22 protein-coding genes, 1 tRNA gene and 1 riboswitch are annotated in these 18918 nt (G+C 53.4%); of the genes, 18 read left to right on the plus strand and 5 right to left on the minus strand.

Annotation, left to right across the window (positions count from 1 at the left end; all coding sequences use genetic code 11):
- Nucleotides 1-94: 94 nt before the first annotated feature.
- Nucleotides 95-245: riboswitch (molybdenum cofactor riboswitch) on the plus strand.
- The 10 genes from moaA (at nt 234) to ACJJI8_RS07060 (ending at nt 7519) form a co-directional block, all read left to right on the plus strand.
- Nucleotides 234-1211 carry a GTP 3',8-cyclase MoaA gene (gene moaA / locus ACJJI8_RS07015; protein WP_444934637.1) on the plus strand — a complete coding sequence of 326 codons (978 nt, stop codon included), beginning with the start codon at nt 234-236 and terminating at the stop codon, nt 1209-1211. Its footprint overlaps the riboswitch before it by 12 nt.
- A 4-nt stretch (nt 1212-1215) precedes the next feature.
- Nucleotides 1216-1815: a molybdenum cofactor guanylyltransferase gene (gene mobA / locus ACJJI8_RS07020; protein ID WP_444934638.1), complete on the plus strand. Its 600-nt coding sequence runs from the start codon at nt 1216-1218 to the stop codon at nt 1813-1815.
- A gap of 2 nt (nt 1816-1817) precedes the next feature.
- Nucleotides 1818-2360: a molybdenum cofactor biosynthesis protein B gene (gene moaB, locus ACJJI8_RS07025; protein ID WP_108731355.1), complete on the plus strand. Its 543-nt coding sequence runs from the start codon at nt 1818-1820 to the stop codon at nt 2358-2360.
- A 3-nt stretch (nt 2361-2363) separates the two neighbouring features.
- Nucleotides 2364-2855 (plus strand): cyclic pyranopterin monophosphate synthase MoaC, encoded by a 492-nt coding sequence (gene moaC, locus ACJJI8_RS07030; protein WP_444911912.1) that lies wholly within the window; start codon nt 2364-2366, stop codon nt 2853-2855.
- Between the two features lie 21 nt (nt 2856-2876).
- On the plus strand, nt 2877-3122 hold the full coding sequence (gene moaD / locus ACJJI8_RS07035) for a molybdopterin converting factor subunit 1 (protein ID WP_282930382.1): 246 nt from the start codon (nt 2877-2879) through the stop codon (nt 3120-3122).
- Nucleotides 3123-3132: 10 nt separating this feature from the next.
- Nucleotides 3133-3612 (plus strand): molybdopterin synthase catalytic subunit MoaE, encoded by a 480-nt coding sequence (gene moaE / locus ACJJI8_RS07040; protein ID WP_444935147.1) that lies wholly within the window; start codon nt 3133-3135, stop codon nt 3610-3612.
- Complete coding sequence (gene modA / locus ACJJI8_RS07045) at nt 3597-4379, plus strand: molybdate ABC transporter substrate-binding protein (RefSeq protein WP_444934639.1); 783 nt, start codon at nt 3597-3599, stop codon at nt 4377-4379. Before moaE ends, modA begins: the two co-directional genes overlap by 16 nt.
- The gene (gene modB / locus ACJJI8_RS07050) at nt 4376-5098 is read left to right on the plus strand and encodes a molybdate ABC transporter permease subunit (RefSeq protein WP_444892546.1); all 723 of its coding nucleotides are present in this window, start codon (nt 4376-4378) and stop codon (nt 5096-5098) included. Before modA ends, modB begins: the two co-directional genes overlap by 4 nt.
- Nucleotides 5098-6216 (plus strand): ATP-binding cassette domain-containing protein, encoded by a 1119-nt coding sequence (locus tag ACJJI8_RS07055; protein ID WP_444934640.1) that lies wholly within the window; start codon nt 5098-5100, stop codon nt 6214-6216. Before modB ends, ACJJI8_RS07055 begins: the two co-directional genes overlap by 1 nt.
- A gap of 100 nt (nt 6217-6316) precedes the next feature.
- The gene (locus ACJJI8_RS07060) at nt 6317-7519 is read left to right on the plus strand and encodes a hypothetical protein (RefSeq protein WP_444934641.1); all 1203 of its coding nucleotides are present in this window, start codon (nt 6317-6319) and stop codon (nt 7517-7519) included.
- A gap of 54 nt (nt 7520-7573) precedes the next feature.
- Here ACJJI8_RS07060 and ACJJI8_RS07065 read toward each other — a convergent pair whose 3' ends face one another.
- The gene (locus ACJJI8_RS07065; protein WP_444934642.1) at nt 7574-9187 is read right to left on the minus strand and encodes an MFS transporter; all 1614 of its coding nucleotides are present in this window, start codon (nt 9185-9187) and stop codon (nt 7574-7576) included.
- 198 nt (nt 9188-9385) lie between these two features.
- Here ACJJI8_RS07065 and narL point away from each other — a divergent pair, with 198 nt between their 5' ends.
- Nucleotides 9386-10051 (plus strand): two-component system response regulator NarL, encoded by a 666-nt coding sequence (gene narL / locus ACJJI8_RS07070; protein WP_108731363.1) that lies wholly within the window; start codon nt 9386-9388, stop codon nt 10049-10051.
- 41 nt (nt 10052-10092) lie between these two features.
- Nucleotides 10093-11334, plus strand: coding sequence for a molybdopterin molybdotransferase MoeA (moeA, locus tag ACJJI8_RS07075; RefSeq protein WP_444934643.1), 1242 nt, complete (start codon nt 10093-10095; stop codon nt 11332-11334).
- A gap of 57 nt (nt 11335-11391) precedes the next feature.
- Here the strand turns inward: moeA and ACJJI8_RS07080 are convergent, their stop codons facing one another.
- The 3 genes from ACJJI8_RS07080 to ACJJI8_RS07090 form a co-directional block, all read right to left on the minus strand.
- Complete coding sequence (locus ACJJI8_RS07080) at nt 11392-12054, minus strand: hypothetical protein (RefSeq protein ID WP_444934644.1); 663 nt, start codon at nt 12052-12054, stop codon at nt 11392-11394.
- Nucleotides 12047-12391 (minus strand): hypothetical protein, encoded by a 345-nt coding sequence (locus tag ACJJI8_RS07085; RefSeq protein ID WP_444934645.1) that lies wholly within the window; start codon nt 12389-12391, stop codon nt 12047-12049. Before ACJJI8_RS07085 ends, ACJJI8_RS07080 begins: the two co-directional genes overlap by 8 nt.
- Nucleotides 12392-13074: 683 nt before the next feature.
- Nucleotides 13075-13151 (minus strand) — tRNA-Arg (locus ACJJI8_RS07090).
- Nucleotides 13152-13342: 191 nt separating this feature from the next.
- Here ACJJI8_RS07090 and ACJJI8_RS07095 point away from each other — a divergent pair.
- On the plus strand, nt 13343-13765 hold the full coding sequence (locus ACJJI8_RS07095) for a c-type cytochrome (protein WP_444935148.1): 423 nt from the start codon (nt 13343-13345) through the stop codon (nt 13763-13765).
- A gap of 102 nt (nt 13766-13867) precedes the next feature.
- Here the strand turns inward: ACJJI8_RS07095 and rep are convergent, their stop codons facing one another.
- Nucleotides 13868-15901, minus strand: coding sequence for a DNA helicase Rep (rep, locus tag ACJJI8_RS07100; protein WP_444934646.1), 2034 nt, complete (start codon nt 15899-15901; stop codon nt 13868-13870).
- Between the two features lie 153 nt (nt 15902-16054).
- On the opposite strand from rep, the gene ACJJI8_RS07105 reads away from it, so the two are divergent.
- The 5 genes from ACJJI8_RS07105 (at nt 16055) to ACJJI8_RS07125 (ending at nt 18915) form a co-directional block, all read left to right on the plus strand.
- A complete protein-coding gene (locus ACJJI8_RS07105; RefSeq protein ID WP_444934647.1) occupies nt 16055-16273 on the plus strand; it encodes a DUF3565 domain-containing protein in 219 nt (72 codons plus the stop codon).
- A 2-nt stretch (nt 16274-16275) separates the two neighbouring features.
- Nucleotides 16276-16728 carry a YaiI/YqxD family protein gene (locus ACJJI8_RS07110; protein WP_282951922.1) on the plus strand — a complete coding sequence of 151 codons (453 nt, stop codon included), beginning with the start codon at nt 16276-16278 and terminating at the stop codon, nt 16726-16728.
- A 17-nt stretch (nt 16729-16745) separates the two neighbouring features.
- The gene (locus tag ACJJI8_RS07115; protein WP_444934648.1) at nt 16746-17249 is read left to right on the plus strand and encodes a GNAT family N-acetyltransferase; all 504 of its coding nucleotides are present in this window, start codon (nt 16746-16748) and stop codon (nt 17247-17249) included.
- A 12-nt stretch (nt 17250-17261) separates the two neighbouring features.
- On the plus strand, nt 17262-17819 hold the full coding sequence (locus ACJJI8_RS07120; protein ID WP_444934649.1) for a GNAT family N-acetyltransferase: 558 nt from the start codon (nt 17262-17264) through the stop codon (nt 17817-17819).
- A 145-nt stretch (nt 17820-17964) separates the two neighbouring features.
- Nucleotides 17965-18915 (plus strand): alpha/beta hydrolase family protein, encoded by a 951-nt coding sequence (locus ACJJI8_RS07125; RefSeq protein ID WP_444934650.1) that lies wholly within the window; start codon nt 17965-17967, stop codon nt 18913-18915.
- Nucleotides 18916-18918 lie beyond the last annotated feature (3 nt).

Raw genomic sequence — 18918 nt, forward strand, 5'->3', positions numbered from 1 at the left:
CCACGTTTTGATGTCTCCCCGAGGAGCATCAGTTCGAGCACCAAGGGAGTACCACCTTTGCCCCAAGCATAAATTAACCAGCTTGATACACTGACATCAGTTTAAACACCGAGTCCCGCTACCTAAACCGCGTCGTTTTTTATTGACGTTGCAAGGTGCCGGGACCGTGGCCGTACCGGCCACCAGGGTCTAGCGGGAAACTGCGCGGCCTCCCGAAATTGGAAAGGCGTTTAATGTTACAAGACAATTTTGGCCGTAGGTTTTACTACCTGCGCCTGTCCGTGACGGACATCTGCAACTACCGCTGCAACTACTGCCTGCCCGAGGGCATCGGTTGCGGACGTTCCCTGGAAGGGGAAAATCCTCTCTCAGTCGCTGAGGTGGGCACATTAGTGCGCGCTTTTGCTTCACTGGGTACGGAAAAGGTACGCCTTACTGGCGGAGAGCCCTCCCTGCGCAAAGACCTGGTGCCGCTGCTCGAAGCCGTGCGCGCTAGCGATAAGATTCGCCGCTTAGCCATTACCACCAACGGTTACCGCCTGCCCAGTCAGATAGACGACTGGCACCGCGCGGGCTTGGATCAGGTGAATGTTAGTATCGACAGCCTCGACCCGGCTCAATTCCACCATATCACCGGCCACAACCGCCTGGATAAAGCCTTAGCAGGCCTGGATCGCGCCCTGGCTTTGGGTATCGATACCAAGGTCAACGCAGTGCTGATGCGCCAGTACAACCTGGCCGAACTGGATAATTTCCTCGCCTGGGTTCGCGAGACTCCGGTGACCCTGCGCTTTATTGAATTGATGCGCACCGGCGATAACCGCGAGTTCTTCGCCAGCAACCACGTCTCCGGCGGCGATATAGAAAGCCTGCTGTTGCGGGAAGGCTGGGAGCAGGTGATCCGCACCCGCGATGCCGGTCCGGCGCGGGAGTACTTCCACCCGGATTACGCCGGCCGTATCGGCCTGATTACCCCTTACGGCAAAGACTTCTGTGCAAGCTGCAATCGCCTGCGGGTATCGGCCCAGGGCAAGCTGCACCTGTGCCTGTTTGCCGACCAGGGCTTTGATATGCGCGAAATCATCGCCGATGGCGATAGCGAGGCACTGGCAACTCATATCCGCGAGTTGATTGTAGATAAGACCGCAGGCCATCAGCTGCATGAAGGTTTTACCGGCGCTACCCGCAACCTGGCGATGCTGGGGGGCTAGGGTTATGGCCAGGGCTCTTGTTAGTAAATCGGCAATCGGCGTGGTGCTGGCCGGCGGCCGCTCCAGCCGGATGGGCCGTGACAAGGCCCTGCTGGCCCACCCCCAACGGGGCAATTTTTTGCAGCATGCCGAGGCATTGCTGAGTGAGCTTCCGCTGGAAAAAGTCGTGACCAGCGGCGCCCGCCCCGGAGCGATCGAAGACCTGGTGCCAGAACGGGGCCCACTGGGCGGCCTTTATTCGGTAGCCCTGACAACCGGTGCCGATGCGGCCCTGGTGATTCCGGTCGATATGCCCTTGCTCGGGCGGAAGCACCTCGCAGAGTTATTGGCGGAGGGGCAGGCAAGTGGCCGGCCCTGTTATTTTGAAAACTTCTTTTTTCCCCTGTGGCTGCCTCTGAACAGCGACTGCCTGGATTATTTGCGCCGTGCAGTCGAAGGCAGTGCGCGCAATTCTGTCGGCGCGCTGCTGCGTCACCTGGGGGCCAAATCCATACCCATAAAAAGTGCTGGCGATTGGCATCGCAATATCAATACGCCGGCAGATTATCTCGGCTTGAGTACGCCGGATAAAACTCCAGAAAACAGTTTTTTGAGAGACCACTGATTATGTCCGCACACGCTAGCAAAGAATTTGTACCGCTCAATATCGCGGTACTTACCGTATCCGATACCCGCAACGAGCAGACTGATACCTCTGGCCAGTATCTGGTGGAAGCCCTCAAAACTGCCGGCCATCAGCTCGCAGATAAGCGCATTACCCCGGACGATGTTTACCAGATGCGCGCGGTGGTCTCCGCCTGGATTGCCGATCCGAAAGTGCAGGTGGTATTGGTGACCGGCGGTACTGGTTTTACCGATCGCGACTCCACGCCGGAGGCCCTGAGCCCGTTGTTCGATAAAACTGTCGACGGCTTTGGCGAGCTGTTCCGCCATATTTCCCTGGGGGATATCGGCAGCTCCACCGTGCAGTCCCGCGCGCTCGCCGGCCTGGCTAATCGCACACTGATATGTTGTATGCCCGGTTCCACCGGAGCCTGTCGCACTGCTTGGGAAGGCATATTGCTGGAGCAGCTGGATGCCCGCCACAAGCCCTGTAACTTTATCCCCCATGTGCGCTTTGCCAGCGCGCCCTGTGAGAGCCGGGGGTAATTTGTGAGCCAGTTAACCCATTTAAACCAGCGCGGCGAAGCCAGCATGGTGGATGTTACCGAGAAGGACATCACTGACCGCAGTGCCCTGGCCGAGAGCAGCATCTGTATGAGTGCAGAGGCTTTTGCACTGCTGAGCCAAGGGGCGCACAAAAAAGGCGACGTGCTCTCTGTAGCTCGTATCGCCGGCATCCAGGCCGCGAAGAAAACCTCGGATTTAATTCCCCTGTGCCATCCACTGGCATTGACCAAAGTAGCGGTGGATTTCGAATTACAGCCGGAAAAGCATAATGTGCATATCACTGCTTTCTGCCGCTTGGCCGGGCGCACCGGAGTAGAGATGGAAGCGTTAACCGCAGCTTCGGTAGCGGCTCTGACCATTTACGATATGTGTAAAGCCGTGGACCCGGCGATGGAAATCGGCCCGACCCGCCTGCTGCAAAAAACCGGCGGTAAGCGCGGCCACTGGCGCGGCGATGCTGCGGACAAGGCGTAAAAATTTCAGAGGTGTAAAGCGATGGTAAAGGTTCTGTTTTTCGCGCGTCTGCGCCAGCAATTGGGCATGGGCGAGACTACCCTGAAGGACTTTTCCGGCAGTATCAGCGAGTTGCGCAAAACCCTATGTGAACAGCACCCGGATTGGAGCCCGCACCTGCAAAGAGACGATATCCGTATGGCCCTGAACCAGGAGCTGGCAGAAACCGGAGCCCAGGTGAAGGCCGGGGATGAAGTTGCATTTTTCCCGCCGGTTACCGGCGGCTAGTGGTGCCAATATGAAAGCCGTTGATCGTATTGAAGTCAGTGAAACGCCCCTCGACGTAGCGGATGAATATACTGCGCTGCAAGGCAACAGTGGTGATGGTGCCTGCGCCCTGTTTGTGGGTTCGGTGCGGGACTTCAATGCGGGCAGTGATGTCTGCGGCCTGGCCCTGGAACACTATCCGGGCATGACTGAAAAAAGCCTGCAACGGATTATCAATGATGCCCGCGATCGCTGGTCCCTGGGTCGTGTGACTATCGTCCACCGGGTTGGCCCCATGCAGATCAACGATGAAATTGTTTTTGTCGGTGTTACCAGCCCCCACCGCCAGGCTGCCTTTGCCGCCTGCCAATACATCATGGATCGCCTCAAAACTGAGGCGCCTTTCTGGAAGCGCGAAGCGGTTGCGGATGAGTCCGGTAAGCCTTCAGAGCGCTGGGTTGAAGCTCGGGCCAGCGATGCTGCGGAGATGGAAAAGTGGTCCGCCGGCTGAGCCTGTTGCTATCCGCTTTACTGGTGGCCATCGCGCTGCCGGTTAATGCGGAAAACTGCACCTTGCGGGTGGCGGTAGCGGCCAGCTTCCGCCCGGCACTGGAAGAGGTACTGCCGGAATTTGAGCGTCGCCATGCCTGTGTGGTGCAAATCAGCAGTGGCAGCTCCGGGGTGCTCTACCAACAAATAGCGCACCGCGCGCCCTTCGATTTATTTCTGTCTGCCGATCGCGAGCGACCTGAACTGTTGGAAAAGCAGGGCGGGGCACTGGGCAACAGTCGTCAGACTTACGCCCTGGGTTTACTGGCCCTCTGGCACCCAAAATCGGAATCGAATATCGAGCAGTTACTGCAAACCTGGCCCGATAAAATTGTATTAGCCGATCCGAAAGTAGCGCCGTTCGGCAGTGCCGCACGGCAAGCGCTGCAAAGCCTGGATTTGTGGAAGAAAAAACAAACTCAATTGGCCCGGGCCCACAATGCAGGCCAAGCCTATTTAATGCTGGATTCCGGCAATGCGCAGCTGGGCTTTGTCGCCGCCAGCCAGATGCAAGCAGCCGGCCGCGATAACTACTGGCTGCTGCCGCAGTATTTGTACAAACCCATTGAACAGCAGCTGCTGATTCCCACCCAGAGTCGCCGACCTAAAGAGGCACAGTCCCTCGCTGACTATTTGCGTTCAGCGGAAGTGCAGGTGCAACTACAGCACTTGGGTTACGGTGTTTTGCCAACTCAATATCGAAGTAGAGATGGAGGGAGTGGCTTATGAATATCGCCGCTGCCGACTGGCAGGCCCTGTGGCTAACGTTAAAATTGGCCGGCTTAACTACCTTGCTCCTGTTTATTATCGGCGTGCCCCTGGCCTGGAAATTGAGCCAATGGCAGAGCCGCTGGCGCCACGGTATCGAGGTATTAATTACCCTGCCGCTGGTACTGCCACCCACGGTGTTGGGTTTTTATTTACTGCTTTTATTTTCCCCTAACTATGCGCCCGGGCAGTGGTTGTCACAACTTTTTGATGGCCCCTTGGTGTTTTCCTTCACTGGCCTGGTGTTTGCGTCAGTGATTTATTCCCTGCCGTTTATGGTGCAGCCGCTGTTGGCCGCGTTTAATGCCAATGGCCAGCGCCTGACCCAGGCTGCCGCAGCACTGGGTATACCGCCCTGGGCGGCATTATTAAAAGTTCTTTTGCCGGCGAGTCGCGCCGCTATTGTGAGTGCCTGCGCTTTAACCTTTGCCCATACCCTGGGTGAGTTCGGGGTAGTGCTGATGATTGGTGGTTCTATTCCCGGTGAGACCCAGGTGGTTTCTATCGCTCTTTATCAACATGTGGAGGCGATGGAATACGGTGCGGCGCACCGGCTGGCTTTGATGTTGATGGGAATTACTACGGTACTGCTACTCGCTGCCCGTTGGCTGGGACATAGTTTGGCCCCGCGCGGATCAAACAACGAGCAGGCTAAACCGGTAATGGGGGTGCTGGGCTAATGGAAATCACCTTACCCCTATTCGGTACTACGTCTACCACTTCTGATTCCAACGGACTGAGTGTTGCAGGGCTGGTGACTCCGCTTAACGCTGCAACTCCCTGGCAGTTAGAGCTGCCAGCCTCTGGAATTTTTGGTCTTACCGGTCCCTCCGGCAGTGGCAAGAGCACATTACTGGCTGCTTTGGCTGGCCAACGCCATTGCCGTGGCAATATCACTTTTGCCAATACGGTTTGGCAGCGCGGACGCCGCGCCCTGGCTACCCACAAAAGAACGCTTTCTTTGGGCTTTCAGGATAGCCGCTTGTTTGCCGGCCAGTCGGTGGCAGATAACCTGGCACTGGCCCGCCGTTACAGCCGCAGGCCACTGCCCGAGGAAGAGTGTGGTCGGCTGCTAAAGGCTTTTGGTATTGAAGCGCTGCTACATCAGCCGGTGGAGTTACTCTCTGGTGGAGAGGCCCAGCGAGTGGCTGTATTGCGCCAGCTTTATAACAACGCGCCGCTGCAATTATTTGATGAGCCGCTTTCAGCGGTTGACCGCGCCCAGGTACTTCGGCGCCTATTGCCGACCCTGCGGGATTTCTGGGCCCGATATCCGGCGCTGGTAATCTGGACCAGTCACGACTTTGATGAAATCCAGCTGCTGGCCCAGCGCTGTTTGTGGATGGATTCTGCCAATTTGTCCGCACCACTTCCCTTACCTGAAATTGCCCAGCGTCTGGATAGCCACGGCGTAGGGGATAGTTGTCGCAGCCGGATTGAAGCGCGAGTGGAATCCCTAAACGATGGTCTGCTCACTTTGGATTTAGGTGGGATTTCCATCTTTGCAGATAGGGTGGCAGGCCATTATCGAAAAGGCGATACCGCTGCTTTTCTGTTGGAAGCCGGAGATATCAGCCTCAGTGTAGAGAAGCCGGGCCTGTCCAGTATCCTCAATTGCCTGCCGGTAACTTTAGTTGCCAAGCAGAACCTTATCGATGGCCGCATTCGTTTACAGTTAACCGCTGCTGATCAGGTGTTCTACGCAGATATTTCCCGTCTCTCCTGCGAGCGCCTAGAACTGCGTGAAGGCACTACCTACTTTGCCCAGTTTAAGGCTGGTAGTCTTGCCGGTTTGTAAGTAGTTCCAGGGCAATTTCTGAAAGTGCATTTCTTCGCCCCCTAAAACCCCAGCAATTTTTTTGCTAAGTTTGAACACCAGCTAACTGAGTGGTGCTCCTATGGGCGTTGTGTTGGGAGTTTCTCTCTTTAACGAGGGCGATAAGTTTTACCGGGAAAAAGCACAGGTCGAGGGCTTACCTGTAGCGAAAGCTGTGACCATTGAGGATCTACACCCAGTACTTACTCGTTGCATAGAAGAAGGCGGGCACAACTATCGAGTAAGCCGCCTAGAATCGGGTGAGCTGGAAATTGCCGAGCTACTTGAGGATTGTGAGCCCTACCGGATCGATGCTTTCCGCTATCAGCTTCGCCGAAAGGGCGACGCTATCGTTATCCACTCTACTTACAAAGACGATGCCTTGTACTTTCATCTGGCTTGCCGCGCAGCCAGTGGGCAGAGAGTTAAGATAGATTTCAACGGCGAGCACCCGTTTTATAACTATGACTCCATAGCGGAATACCAGGGTGGTGGTAACTATCATCTGGCCAATTTCTTCGACCTTCAATATTTGCCCGGTTATATCGAAGAGCACTGCCGGCGATTTATTCACTGCCCGGAGTATTGGTCTTTTACCTTCTTTATCCCGTATTTGGGCAAGGTAGAGCTGAATAACCACACTTCCGATCCAGAACAGCCTCTCTACCACCTCGATTTCTATTGCCCGGAGCGCAAGCTAAAAATCTTTCAGTCGGCGATTGAGAGAGAAGGCTCTTACTATTTTCGCGACGCTATCTCGGCAGAAAAGCTGGTGCAATTGCTTGAAGATATGGCGATAGAGCTGCTGCCAGAGCTGCAAGAAGCGGGTGTTATGTCCTGCTTGAGCTGCTTTGAAGCTAGCCATCAAGCCTACAGTGAAATTGAGAGCACCATTGAGACGGATGACAGTCTTGCCTCAGTTGCGGAGGATCTTGTTGGGTACCAACAGAGTATCTGCGGCAGACCTGTCCAATACGAAGTCACTGAAAATGCAGATGGGTCTATTACTGTGCAGGCCTACTATTTTCAGCCGCCCATAGGTTACAACTATACGATTAGTGCTGAGGATATCGCAGGGTGCCATATCTATTTGGATAAGCTGCACGATTTAGATTTTTATGAGCAGATGTGTATAGCTATTGCCAGGCATCTATGCCCGACGATGCCAACCGTTGAAGACTTGGATGAAGTGACGATCTACTATCGCAGGGACACCGATAGACAGCTGATTTCCAGCCTGCTTGAAGGTTCGGATATAACGCCGATATTGGTTCAGGTGAAATAAAAAAGGGGAGGTTAAACCTCCCCGCAACTGCGGTTTCCCGCCCGTGAGACCAAATTATGGATTGTAGAATTCGCCGTTCTTGCGCAGGTAGAACCAGTAGTTAACCACCAGGCAAACCGCGTAGAAGATAGCAATGCCTGCCAGAGCGTATTCCGGGGTGGTGGCTTTGATCTGCTCGCCGAAGACCTTGGGAATATAGAAGGCACCGTAGGCGGCAACTGCTGAGGTCCATCCCAATACCGGGCCTGCCTGCTCTTTCGGAAACACCATGGCGATGGTGCGGAAGGTAGAGCCATTGCCGATACCGGTAGCGGCGAACAGCACCAGGAACAGCAGGAAGAAGGGCAGGAAGAACTCTTCCGGAGTGGCTGAGCCGTAGGCGGCCTTCATGTAGTAAGCCACACCCAGGGCACTACCCACCATGATTGCTGCACAGATTTGGGTAACCAGGGCTCCGCCGATACGGTCGGAGATCCAACCACCTACCGGGCGAATCAGGGCGCCGATAAACGGACCCATCCAGGCGTACATCAGGGCGCTGGGGCCATTGTTGTTGATGGTATCGTGAGTCATAACCCCATCCACCATCACGTGGCTGTATCCGAAGATCACCTTGATGGCCAGGGGGAAGGCCGCTGCGAAACCGATAAAGCTGCCGAAGGTCATGGTGTAAATGACACTCATCACCCAGGTGTGCTTGTTGTTGAAGATACGGTACTGACGCTGCAAGCTGGTTTTGATCTCACCGGGCAGCAGCTTCAAGCCGAACACGGTAGCGGCGATTACCAGCACCAGAACGATTTCCTTGGGCACACCCCAGCCTGAACCGTTGGCCGCTTCGGGAAGCAACAGCCACAGACCTGTGATTGCGGTGAGGAGGCCGATTCCCAACATTATGGTCATCTTCAACATCGCTCCGATAGAGCTGCCCACATCCGGGGTGACTTCGTCGGTGCGCAGGTTGTTCATGCCGAACCAACCTACAAAGGCCAGTGGAATCAGGAACAGCAGCCATACAAAACCGGCATTTTGAATCCACGCTTCAGAACCGGCTGGTACTTTGCCAATCAGGGAGCCAGAGCTGCTAACCAGGGTCATGGGGTCGCCGCCAGCAGCGCCGAAGGCTCCGAAGGTCATAAACAGCGGTACCAGGATCTGCATGGTGGTAACACCGAAGTTACCCAGGCCCGCATTCAGGCCAAGCGCCAACCCTTGTTTTTCCTTGGGGAAAAAGAAGCTGATATTGGACATGGAAGAGGCGAAGTTACCACCGCCAATACCTGACAGCAGAGCCAGCAACTGGAATACCCACAATGGGGTCTCAGGATTTTGCAAGGCGATACCCGTGCCCAGGGCAGGGACCATCAATAGGGCCGTGGTAAAGACAATGGTGTTGCGCCCACCGAACAATCGAATAAAGAAACTACTGGGTATTCGAAGGGTGGCGCCGGTGAGGCCGGCAATTGCCATCAGGGTAAACAGATCGGCTTTGGCAATGGGGAAGCCAAGGTTGAGCATTTGAACGGTAATAATGCCCCAGTAGAGCCACACGGCGAAGCCGCACAGCAAACTGGGAATGGATATCCACAAATTCCGGTTTGCGATTTTCTTGCCCTTGGACTGCCAGAACTTGCTGTCCTCTGGGGCCCACTCGTAGATGTCAGACACGGCGGCCACTCCTCCTCGAAATGATTCGTCCGGCCACTATGGGCCGGTGCTTATCCCTGCTCAATTACCAACAGTAAGTAACCCCTTTGCCCCCGCGCGTAATAGCTACCCATTTGGGGGTAAGCGCAGGCACTGAGCCCTGTGTTAAAGTCACTGTTCAGAATTAGTACAACTTACAGCAATGAAGCAGGACACCCCATGACTTCTTCTGCCACGGTAATGATGGTTGATGACCATCCTCTGTTTCGTAAAGGTCTCAAGCAATTGTTTGCTATGGAGCCCAGCCTAGAGTTGGTAGCCGAGGCCAGTAGCGGGGAGGAAGCGCTGGAACTGGCCAAACAGCACGAGCCGGACCTTATTCTATTGGACCTGAATATGCGCGGTATGGACGGGCTGGATACCCTGCGGGCAATGCGTGCAGCCGATGTAGCCTCACGTATCGTGATACTCACGGTTTCCGATAACAACGCGGACGTAGTTTCCTGTATCCGTGCCGGTGCCGATGGTTACCTGCTCAAGGATATGGAGCCGGAAGATATTCTCGATCAGGTTATCCAGGCCACACACGGCAAGCTCGCTATCAGCCAGCGCCTTACCGAGATCCTCGCCTCCGCTCTGCGCAAACCGGACAATTCTGGTGCGGATACCCTGTCGACGCTTACCAGTCGCGAATACCAGATCTTGCAATTGATCGCCGATGGCCTCAGTAACAAGTTAATCGCCCGTGAATTGGATATCAGTGATGCCACTGTAAAGGTTCACGTTAAACACTTATTGAAAAAGTTGGGCATGCGCTCCCGGGTGGAAGCTGCTGTGTGGATGGTTAATCAGAAGCGACCGGAATCCCAAAACCGCAGCCACTAGTTTGTCCCAACCGCAAAGGAATGAAGTAAGAGATATTGTCCATGCCCACTATCGACTGCTGTAGCCAACCGGGCCTGATGCCCATCGAAAGCGCCCGCGAAAAACTTCTCGAGGCACTGAGCCCAACCAGTGGCACTGAGACTTTGCCCCTGGCACAAGCCGCCGGTCGAGTATTGGCTGAGGATGTTATCTCCACAGTAAACCTACCGCCCTGCGACAACTCCGCAATGGACGGTTACGCCCTGCGCTTTGAAGACCTGGCCAGTGGCTTGCCGCTGGAACTGATCGGCAAATCTTTTGCCGGTGCACCTTTTGACGGTGTGGTGAACCCCGGCACTTGCGTGCGCATTATGACGGGAGCCGCAGTACCGGCCGGTGCAGATACGGTAGTGATGCAGGAAAATGTCGATGCCCAGGGGGAGTCGATACGAATAAATTGTGAAGTTCGCGCTGGCGACCATGTTCGCCGCTGCGGTGAAGACGTGGCTGAAGGAGCTAGCCTGCTTAAGGCCGGAGAGCGCATCAGCGTTCCACATATTGCCCTGCTCGCCGCTGCCGGTGTGGGCACAGTGACTGTAGTGCGCAAACCGGTAATCGCACTTTTCTCCACCGGCGATGAATTGCGTCAGTCCGGCGACGCCCTGGGTAAGGGCGATATTTACGATAGCAACCGCATTGCTCTGTTATCAGCCCTGGACCAGCTGGACCTGGATATTTTGGATTTGGGTATATTGCCCGATAACAAACAGGCTATTACCAATGCCTTGCAGCGTGCTTCCGAAGAGGCCGATGCTATTATCACCTCCGGTGGAGTTTCCGTTGGCGAAGCGGATTACACCCGTGAAGTGTTGGAAGAGCTGGGAGAGATCGGCTTCTGGAAAGTGGCGATGAAGCCCGGCAAACCTTTTGCATTTGGTTTCCTACAGGGAACGCCCTTCTTCGGCCTACCCGGCAACCCAGTTTCCGCCCTGGTAACTTTCTACCAACTGGCCGTTCCCGCCCTGAGTGTGATGAAAGGCGATCAGTGGACTGGCCCGCAGACCTTACAGGCAAAACTGTTAAAACCGCTGAAGAAAAAGCCGGGCCGTACCGATTTCCAGCGGGGTGTATATCGCAGTGATGAAAACGGGATATTGGTAGTAGAACCGGTTGGTACCCAGGGGAGCCATATTCTTTCCGGTCTGGCTGCTGCTAACTGCTTTATCGTTTTGGCGCGAGAGAGTGGCAGTGTAGAGGCTGGGGAGCAGGTGGTGATTGAGCCTTTGAGGGTGCCGTTGGGGTAGGGGCTTCCAGTACTATTGGAAGCCACCAATAAGATTATTTGTACACGGTTGAGCTGCTTAAATATTTAGCTTAGCCAAGTGTAGATTAGTCTTTATTTCTCTTTGGGCTAAGCCATCATTACTACCGACCCAATATTTATGTGATATGGGGTCTGTAGAGACATTGGATGCCCCGCCTGCATTTAAAGCGTCATGTAGGGCTTGTTGACGTATTTTTGGGTTTTTGCTATTGCTAAACACCCAAAAATTTAGAGGCCCCGCACAGCCAAGGCTTCTAGCAGCAGCAATTATTGCACTGCAAGTATTTTGATATAGACCTTTATTCGCATTAACCAAAGCTTGGGGTGGCATATCTCGCTCAAACTCAGCATTTAAGTTTTTTACATAAATATTGCCAATAATATCTGCAGGGCTGACTCTAAAGTATTCGGACGCTATGGTTACTGCTGCGATAATATCAGCAACATTCGTTGCATCAATTTCAAATACCCACAGTTCACGATCAATGATAGCTGCTTTTCTCTCTGTACCTTTTACAAAAAGTTTAAAAGGTGATGCTCCTTTACAATAGTTTGCTTTCCATTCAGAGTATGAGCTTAAGCTGGTCCTTAAGACAAAATTTTTTTTGTCTCTACCATTGTTGAAAATAACATCTACATCGACCTTGTAGTCAAACATACCTTCAGCGAAGGTCATAGCACCTTTAGGGGTATTATTCATGCCTCCCTACCTCATCGCAGTCCATTGCCTCAGAAGAAATACCTATGTAGCGGATCTGCTCATCTTCCATTGAGCTGGACGCCGCAAGCATTACACGTTTGTCATCTTCACTAGTTTCACTAAAGTCCGCAGGATCATATTGTTTACAGCTTTTCAGCTCCAATATTTTCATTCCCTGCTTATCAAGGTACTGCTCAAACAAAGACATAGCGTTTTCTTCACTACTTGCTGGAACAAATCCTGTTCCAACCATGAATTCAGAGCCATCCTCATTCATGGGGGAAAACTCATCGAGCGATGCTTTATGCTCAATAAGCCATACAGATATTATTTCCATTGCGTAACCTCCTTGCGAAATCATGTAAGGTTATTCATTTATCAAAATTACTGAGATATCTATACCATTTAATCAAGAAAGTTTCCTTGCAGGAAGCGATTAATAAGATACATTAGATTACATGCTAGGCATGGTCCTCCTTAAGCAACTAAATCTTTGTCCATTAATGGTTTTGAAATTCAAAAAAGATGTTCAAATTAATTTTAAAATATCCATCCGGTGGATGACTCAATTGTATTTTTTTGTATTTGGCATTGATTTTTGTGCATTAACTCAATGTAACCACCTATTTGTATTACATAAAGCAAATAGGTGCAGAAAATTATTTCTCTTATGGCTATAAGGTCTTTAGGTCTATCGTGGGTTTAAAAAACTAAGGAAGGTTAGGGAGTCGGTGTATACACGGTTCGCTGTAAGTGAATAGTTTCGATAAGAGGATTACCCTTGCCCCTGGGGATTGCAGCTTCTGAGTCGAACCTGAGTTCGAGCGAAGCCTGGGAGTTAGTAATATGCAAAAAAATTCGCATAAGTGGGCAGATAGTGTGCTGGAGGATTAGCTTCGCCCTTTGGGCTCGCTGCTCTACGGCAGCTTTGCTGCCTCCGAGTCGAACCTGAGTTCGAACAAAACCCTGGGAGTTAGCCATATACAAAAAAAGCCCGCATAAGCGGGCTTTTTTTGTATATGGCCCGCCCGAGAGGATTCGAACCTCTGACCTTCGCCTCCGGAGGGCGACGCTCTATCCAGCTGAGCTACGGGCGGTTTAATTGGCTATCTGTGCCAATGGGAGGCGGATTATACAGAAGCTGGGGGGCGGGTTAAAGGACATTCTGTTGGCTTATATAGTCTTTGGCAGGTGGCGGCGCAGTGCTTATAATGCGCCGCGTAGGAGTTTGCGACGATATTTTGAACGTTTGTGGGCCAACTCACTTCGGTCCTTTTGGGGGAATATGATGAAGCGTATTTTGGGTATTGTGGCGGCATTGGCCGTCAGTGCGGCTACGGCAGTGGCCCAGCAGTCTGTTGATGAAGAAATCGCAGAGCGAATTGCTCCGGCAGGTGAAACCTGCATGAAAGGTGAAGAGTGTGCAGCGGCAGTAGCGGCAGCTCCTGAGGGTGCTAGCGGCGGCGCTGCTCGCAGTGGTCAGGATATCTACAACGCAAGCTGCCAGACTTGTCACGCGATGGGTGTTGCAGGTGCGCCTAAATTCGGTGATGCCGCAGCTTGGGCACCCCGCATTGCCAAGGGCATGGACACTCTCTACAACAATGCCATTAACGGTATCAATGCCATGCCGGCCAAAGGCCTGTGTATGGACTGTAGCGATGACGAGATCAAAGCTGCTGTGAATTACATGGTGGATAACAGTAAATAAGCTGTTCCCTATTGGAAAAAGGCCGCTCATTGAGCGGCCTTTTTTATTTTGGATATCTGCTTAGCTGGTACAGATATTTGAAAATATTTAATCAATAAGAGGTTAATCAAACATACTCAACAAAGACCCTAAAGTTTCCTCTCCCTTCGCCTGATTCTGCTCCGGCGTCGCTTTACCAAATCCTTCCAACAACACATCTTCTTCCGGCAATTCGTCAATAAAGCGGCTGGGTGTGGTGTCCTGGGTTTCGCCGAACTGTTTGCGCTTGCCTGCCAAAGTCATGGTGAGGGTGCGTTGGGCGCGGGTAATACCCACGTAGGTGAGACGGCGCTCCTCTTCGATGTTGTCGTCTTCAATACTGTTGCGGTGGGGAAGTAAGTTCTCTTCCATACCGATCATAAACACGTGGGGGAATTCCAGGCCTTTGGCGGCGTGCAGGGTCATAAGGCTGACCTTATCGGTGGCTTCCTCTTCTTCCTGGCGTTCCAGCATGTCCCGCAGGATCAGTTTGGAGATCGCCTGTTCCAGGCGAATATCCTGCTCCAGCTCATCGTCGGTGCCCTCCATAATCTTGTTAAGGCTTTCCAGCAGCCAGAACACATTCTCCATGCGCTTCTCGGCCACCTTCTCACTGCTGGCATTTTGCGAGAGCCAGCCGGCGTAGTCGATATCTTCCAGCATTTCACGCAAGGCGCCATTGGCGGTGGTATCGCGGCAGTTGCGCTGCACCCCTTCGAGCCATAGGGCAAAGCGATTTAGGCGTTCGTAGCCCTGCTCGTTGATATGCTCCTTAAAGCCCAGTTCCGAGCAGGCTTTGAACATGGAGACCTCGCGGCCCTTGGCGTAGTTGCCCAGGGCTTCCAGGCTGCTGGTACCTATTTGGCGACGCGGGGTATTGATAATGCGCAGGAATGCGTTGTCATCATCCGGATTCACCAACAGGCGCAGGTAGGCCATCACATCCTTGATTTCAGCGCGGGCGAAGAAGGAAGTACCGCCGGACATCTGGTAGGGAACCTGGTGTTCCTGCAGTTTCATTTCGATCAGGCGCGCTTGGTGATTGCCGCGATAGAGCACGGCAAAATCCATAAACTTGCAGCCGCGACGGCTCTTTTGCAGAAAAATCTCGTTGGCGACTCGCTCCGCTTCCTCGTTTTCATTGGCCACCTTGAGCACTCGGATCTCCTCACCCAGGCCGCGATCGGACCACAATGCTTTGTCGAATTCGTGAGGATTGTGGGCGATCAGGTGGTTGGCCACTTTGAGGATGCGGCTGGTGGAGCGGTAGTTCTGCTCCAGTTTGATCAGACGCAGACTGGGGAAGTCGGTCTTCAGCGCACTCATATTCTCCGGGCGCGCGCCGCGCCAGGCGTAGATAGACTGGTCATCGTCTCCCACCACTGTGAGGCCGCCGCGCTCGCCCACCAGCAGCTTCACCAGCAGGTACTGGGAGTTGTTGGTGTCCTGATATTCGTCCACCAGCAGGTAGCGAATTTTTTTGCGCCAGCGTTGTAGCAACTCCGGGTCTTTGTCGAACAACTGCACCGGCAGCAGGATCAGGTCGTCGAAGTCGACGGCATTGTAGGCCTTGAGGGCTTCACAGTAGCGATCGTAGGCAACTGCGATGGCCTGCTCACCGGGGCTCTGTGCCTGCTCCAAGGCGCGGCGCGGGGTGAGCATATCGTTCTTCCAATTGGAGATCTGGTTCTGTACCCGATCCAACAGGTCTGTATCCAGGTCGCCATCCCTGAGCATCAGCTCCTTGATCAGGGCGCGGGCGTCTTCCGCATCGAAGATGGAGAAACCGGGCTTAAAGCCGGCGGCGCGGTATTCTTTACGCAGGATATTCAGCCCAAGGTTGTGAAAGGTGGATACGGTGAGACCGTGACTTGCCTTGGAGCGCTTGCCATCCGGGCCCGCCAGCAGTTTGCTGACCCGCTCTTTCATCTCCCGTGCCGCCTTGTTGGTGAAGGTGAGGGCAGCGATATTGCGCGCGGCATAACCACACTGCTCGATCAGGTAGGCGATCTTGCGGGTGATTACGCTGGTCTTGCCAGAGCCGGCACCAGCCAGCACCAGGCAGGGGCCATCGACATACTTCACGGCTTCGGATTGGCGGGGATTGAGCTGGGTCATAGATGGGGCTGCATCTTCGCGTCGCGGAAAAGCGGGAGATTCTAGCAGTCTTGGCTCGAATCATCCCAGTACCAGTGCGAACCACCGGCCACACGTATACTTTGCCCTTGGGATTGGCTATAACTGCGCCTTATTTCCTGCTTGTGTAACCCCATGCAACAACCCATCGCCGGCTACCACCTGGATGAAGAGGATCACTGGGTGGCGGAGCTCGCCTGTGGCCATTTCCAACATGTACGCCACAATCCTCCCTGGACCAACCGGCCCTGGGTAATCACTGAACAAGGACGCGAGTCCATGGTGGGATTCCAGCTCAATTGCAAGAAATGTGATGAGGGCGCACCGCCCGATACGCTCGAAAAGGTTGTATAGCCATGACAAAACTTTGGGTCGATGCCGACGCTTGTCCGGTCGCCATCAAGGAAATCCTGTTTCGCGCTGCTGAGCGCACAGCCACAGAACTAACGCTGGTGGCCAACCAAGCGGTACGGGTGCCGCCGTCGCGTTATATCCGCTCCGTGCAAGTGACTGCCGGTTTTGATGTGGCGGATAACGAGATTGTACAGCGCTGTGAGGCGGGGGATCTGGTTATCACCAGCGATATTCCCCTGGCCGCAGAGGTGATCGACAAGGGTGCTGAAGCCCTTAACCCCCGTGGGGAGCGCTATACCAAAGCCAATATCCGCGCGCGTCTGAATATGCGGGACTTTATGGATACCCTGCGCTCCAGCGGCGTGCATACCGGCGGACCACCGGCCCTTAGCCAGGCCGACCGCAAAGCTTTTGCCGATCAGTTAGATAGATGGCTGGCAAAGAGTCGCAAGTAACTTTAAGGAGAATTGCCGTGGAGAACTTGAGACTGAAGCCAATGGAAGAGTGGCAATTCCCAACATTGATGTCCTGGCTACCTGATAGGGAGCAGTGCCAACAGTGGGGTGGTCCTGATTTCAGGTTTCCCTTCGAGGGGAGGTCCTTCTTGGAGGATTGTCGCTGGCCGGAGTTGCCCAGCTACGCGCTTCAGGATAGCAGCGGTGACGTGCTGGCTTTTGGGCAGTATTACCAACACCTGGGCCGCTGCCACCTAAGTCGCTTAATTGTCTCGCCTAATCATCGCGGAGCCGGATTAGGGCGTTCGCTGGTAGTACAGCTTGCGCAAACAGGAGCCAGAGCCCTGGATGCAATCGAGTGCTCTTTATTTGTCCTGCGTACTAATCTAGCGGCACGGACTCTCTACCAGAAATTGGGTTTTGAGGAAGCGGCTTATCCAGGGCAGCGAAAATGGCTGGATCAGTGCGATTTTATGGTCGCACCGTCTGTAGATCTTCAGCAGAAACAAAATATTGAATAGCGCGAATATTTCATGCCCGAATTAATACAACCCATGACCGAACGCTTACAGCTGCGCCAGTGGCGAGAGGACGATAAGCCTGTATTCGCCGAAATGAATGCCGACCCAAGGGTGATGGAGTTCTTCCCATCATTGCTGACGCGACAGCAGAGTGATGCCGGTGTGGATCGCAGTATTGCGCATATTGAGAAATACGGCTGGGGCTTTTGGGCCTTGGAGCTAAGAGACACCAACGAGCTTCTCGGATTTGTCGGTATGAAAAATGTGACCGAAGATTTGCCCTTCACTCCAGCGGTAGAGATTGGCTGGCGCTTGGCCTTTCCCCACTGGGGAAAAGGCTATGCCAGTGAAGCTGCACAAGCATCTTTGGATGTAGCTTTTAATACCCTGAATCTCAGCGAAGTCGTTTCCTTTACTGCACTACAAAACCTTCGTTCCCAGCGGGTGATGGAGCGGCTGGGTATGCGGCGGGATTCTCTCGTCTTTGAACATCCACTTGTCCCCAACGAAAGCCATCTGCAGCGGCACTGCCTTTATCGCTTAAGTGCTGATGATTGGAAAAAATCTTGATGTGATTAGCTTCAGTTAGCACGGGAACCATTACTTTTTCTTGGGTTCGGAGAGGGGGTGAATATGAGGTTCACCCCCTCTTCAACAATAACCAAGCAAATATAGCCCCACCATTAATTTCAGGTGAGGGCAGGGAGTTCTCGCTATGGGTTTTCTTAAATCGGCGTTTATAACGGCAACTGGTTTTCTGCTAGCGACTTTGCATATCGGCGTGTCCGCCGAACCTCTACTTAAAGTCAGTAAACGCCCTGATGGATCAACGCTTTACTGGTCTTTAGAGCAACCATCGGCTAACGGGAAATATGGCTTGTTTCTGATAGCCCAGGGGTCTGGCTGCTTACCTGCTGTTAAAAATACTACTATCCAACAGGCTAAAGAGTTAGCGGCAGGATATGCTGTTTTATTGGTAGAAAAATATGGTGTAACTCACTCTGACAGCCCGGAAGAGCAATTTAAAGATTGTTCAAAAGAGTATGTAGCTAACCATACAGTTGAGCAGCGTGCGGTAGATGTAGAGCAGATTGTCGGCGAACTGCGCGGGGCTGATTGGTGGAATTGCAAACTGGTTTTGTTCGGCGGTTCCGAGGGTGGTGATCTTGTTGCACGACTGGCGCCGAGGCTAAATCCCGATGCGGCAGTGGTCTTTTCAAGTGGATTGGGGCAGTCCTTTGCTCAAGTGCTAAAGAGTTTGGTTCCGCCCCACGTAGCTAAAGAGGTAGATGCCAAACTCGCCTATGCCCGAGCTAACCCAGAAAGCGCGGAAGTTTGGGGGGGAAACTCTATGCGTTGGTGGGCCGATGTCGTCGATCGGGTACCGGTCAACGATTTATTGAACAGCCATGCCCCCGTATTATTGATCCAGGGTACAGAAGATAAATCTGCCCCGGTCAGTTCCGGCCGAGCAGCGCGAGATGCCTATGCATCAGCCGGACGTTGTGAGCTGACTTATTGGGAGTACCCCGGTTACGATCACTATATGACGGATAAGGATGGCGTAAATCACCGGGGAGAAGTCTTTGAAAGAATTGCTGGATGGATCAAAAAGACTGCACTAAATGGAGCTCCCGGGTGTATCCCTGGTGCCGGTAAAAGTTGAGAC

It is taken from the genome of Microbulbifer maximicatervae (SeqCode) (genome assembly GCF_052467695.1).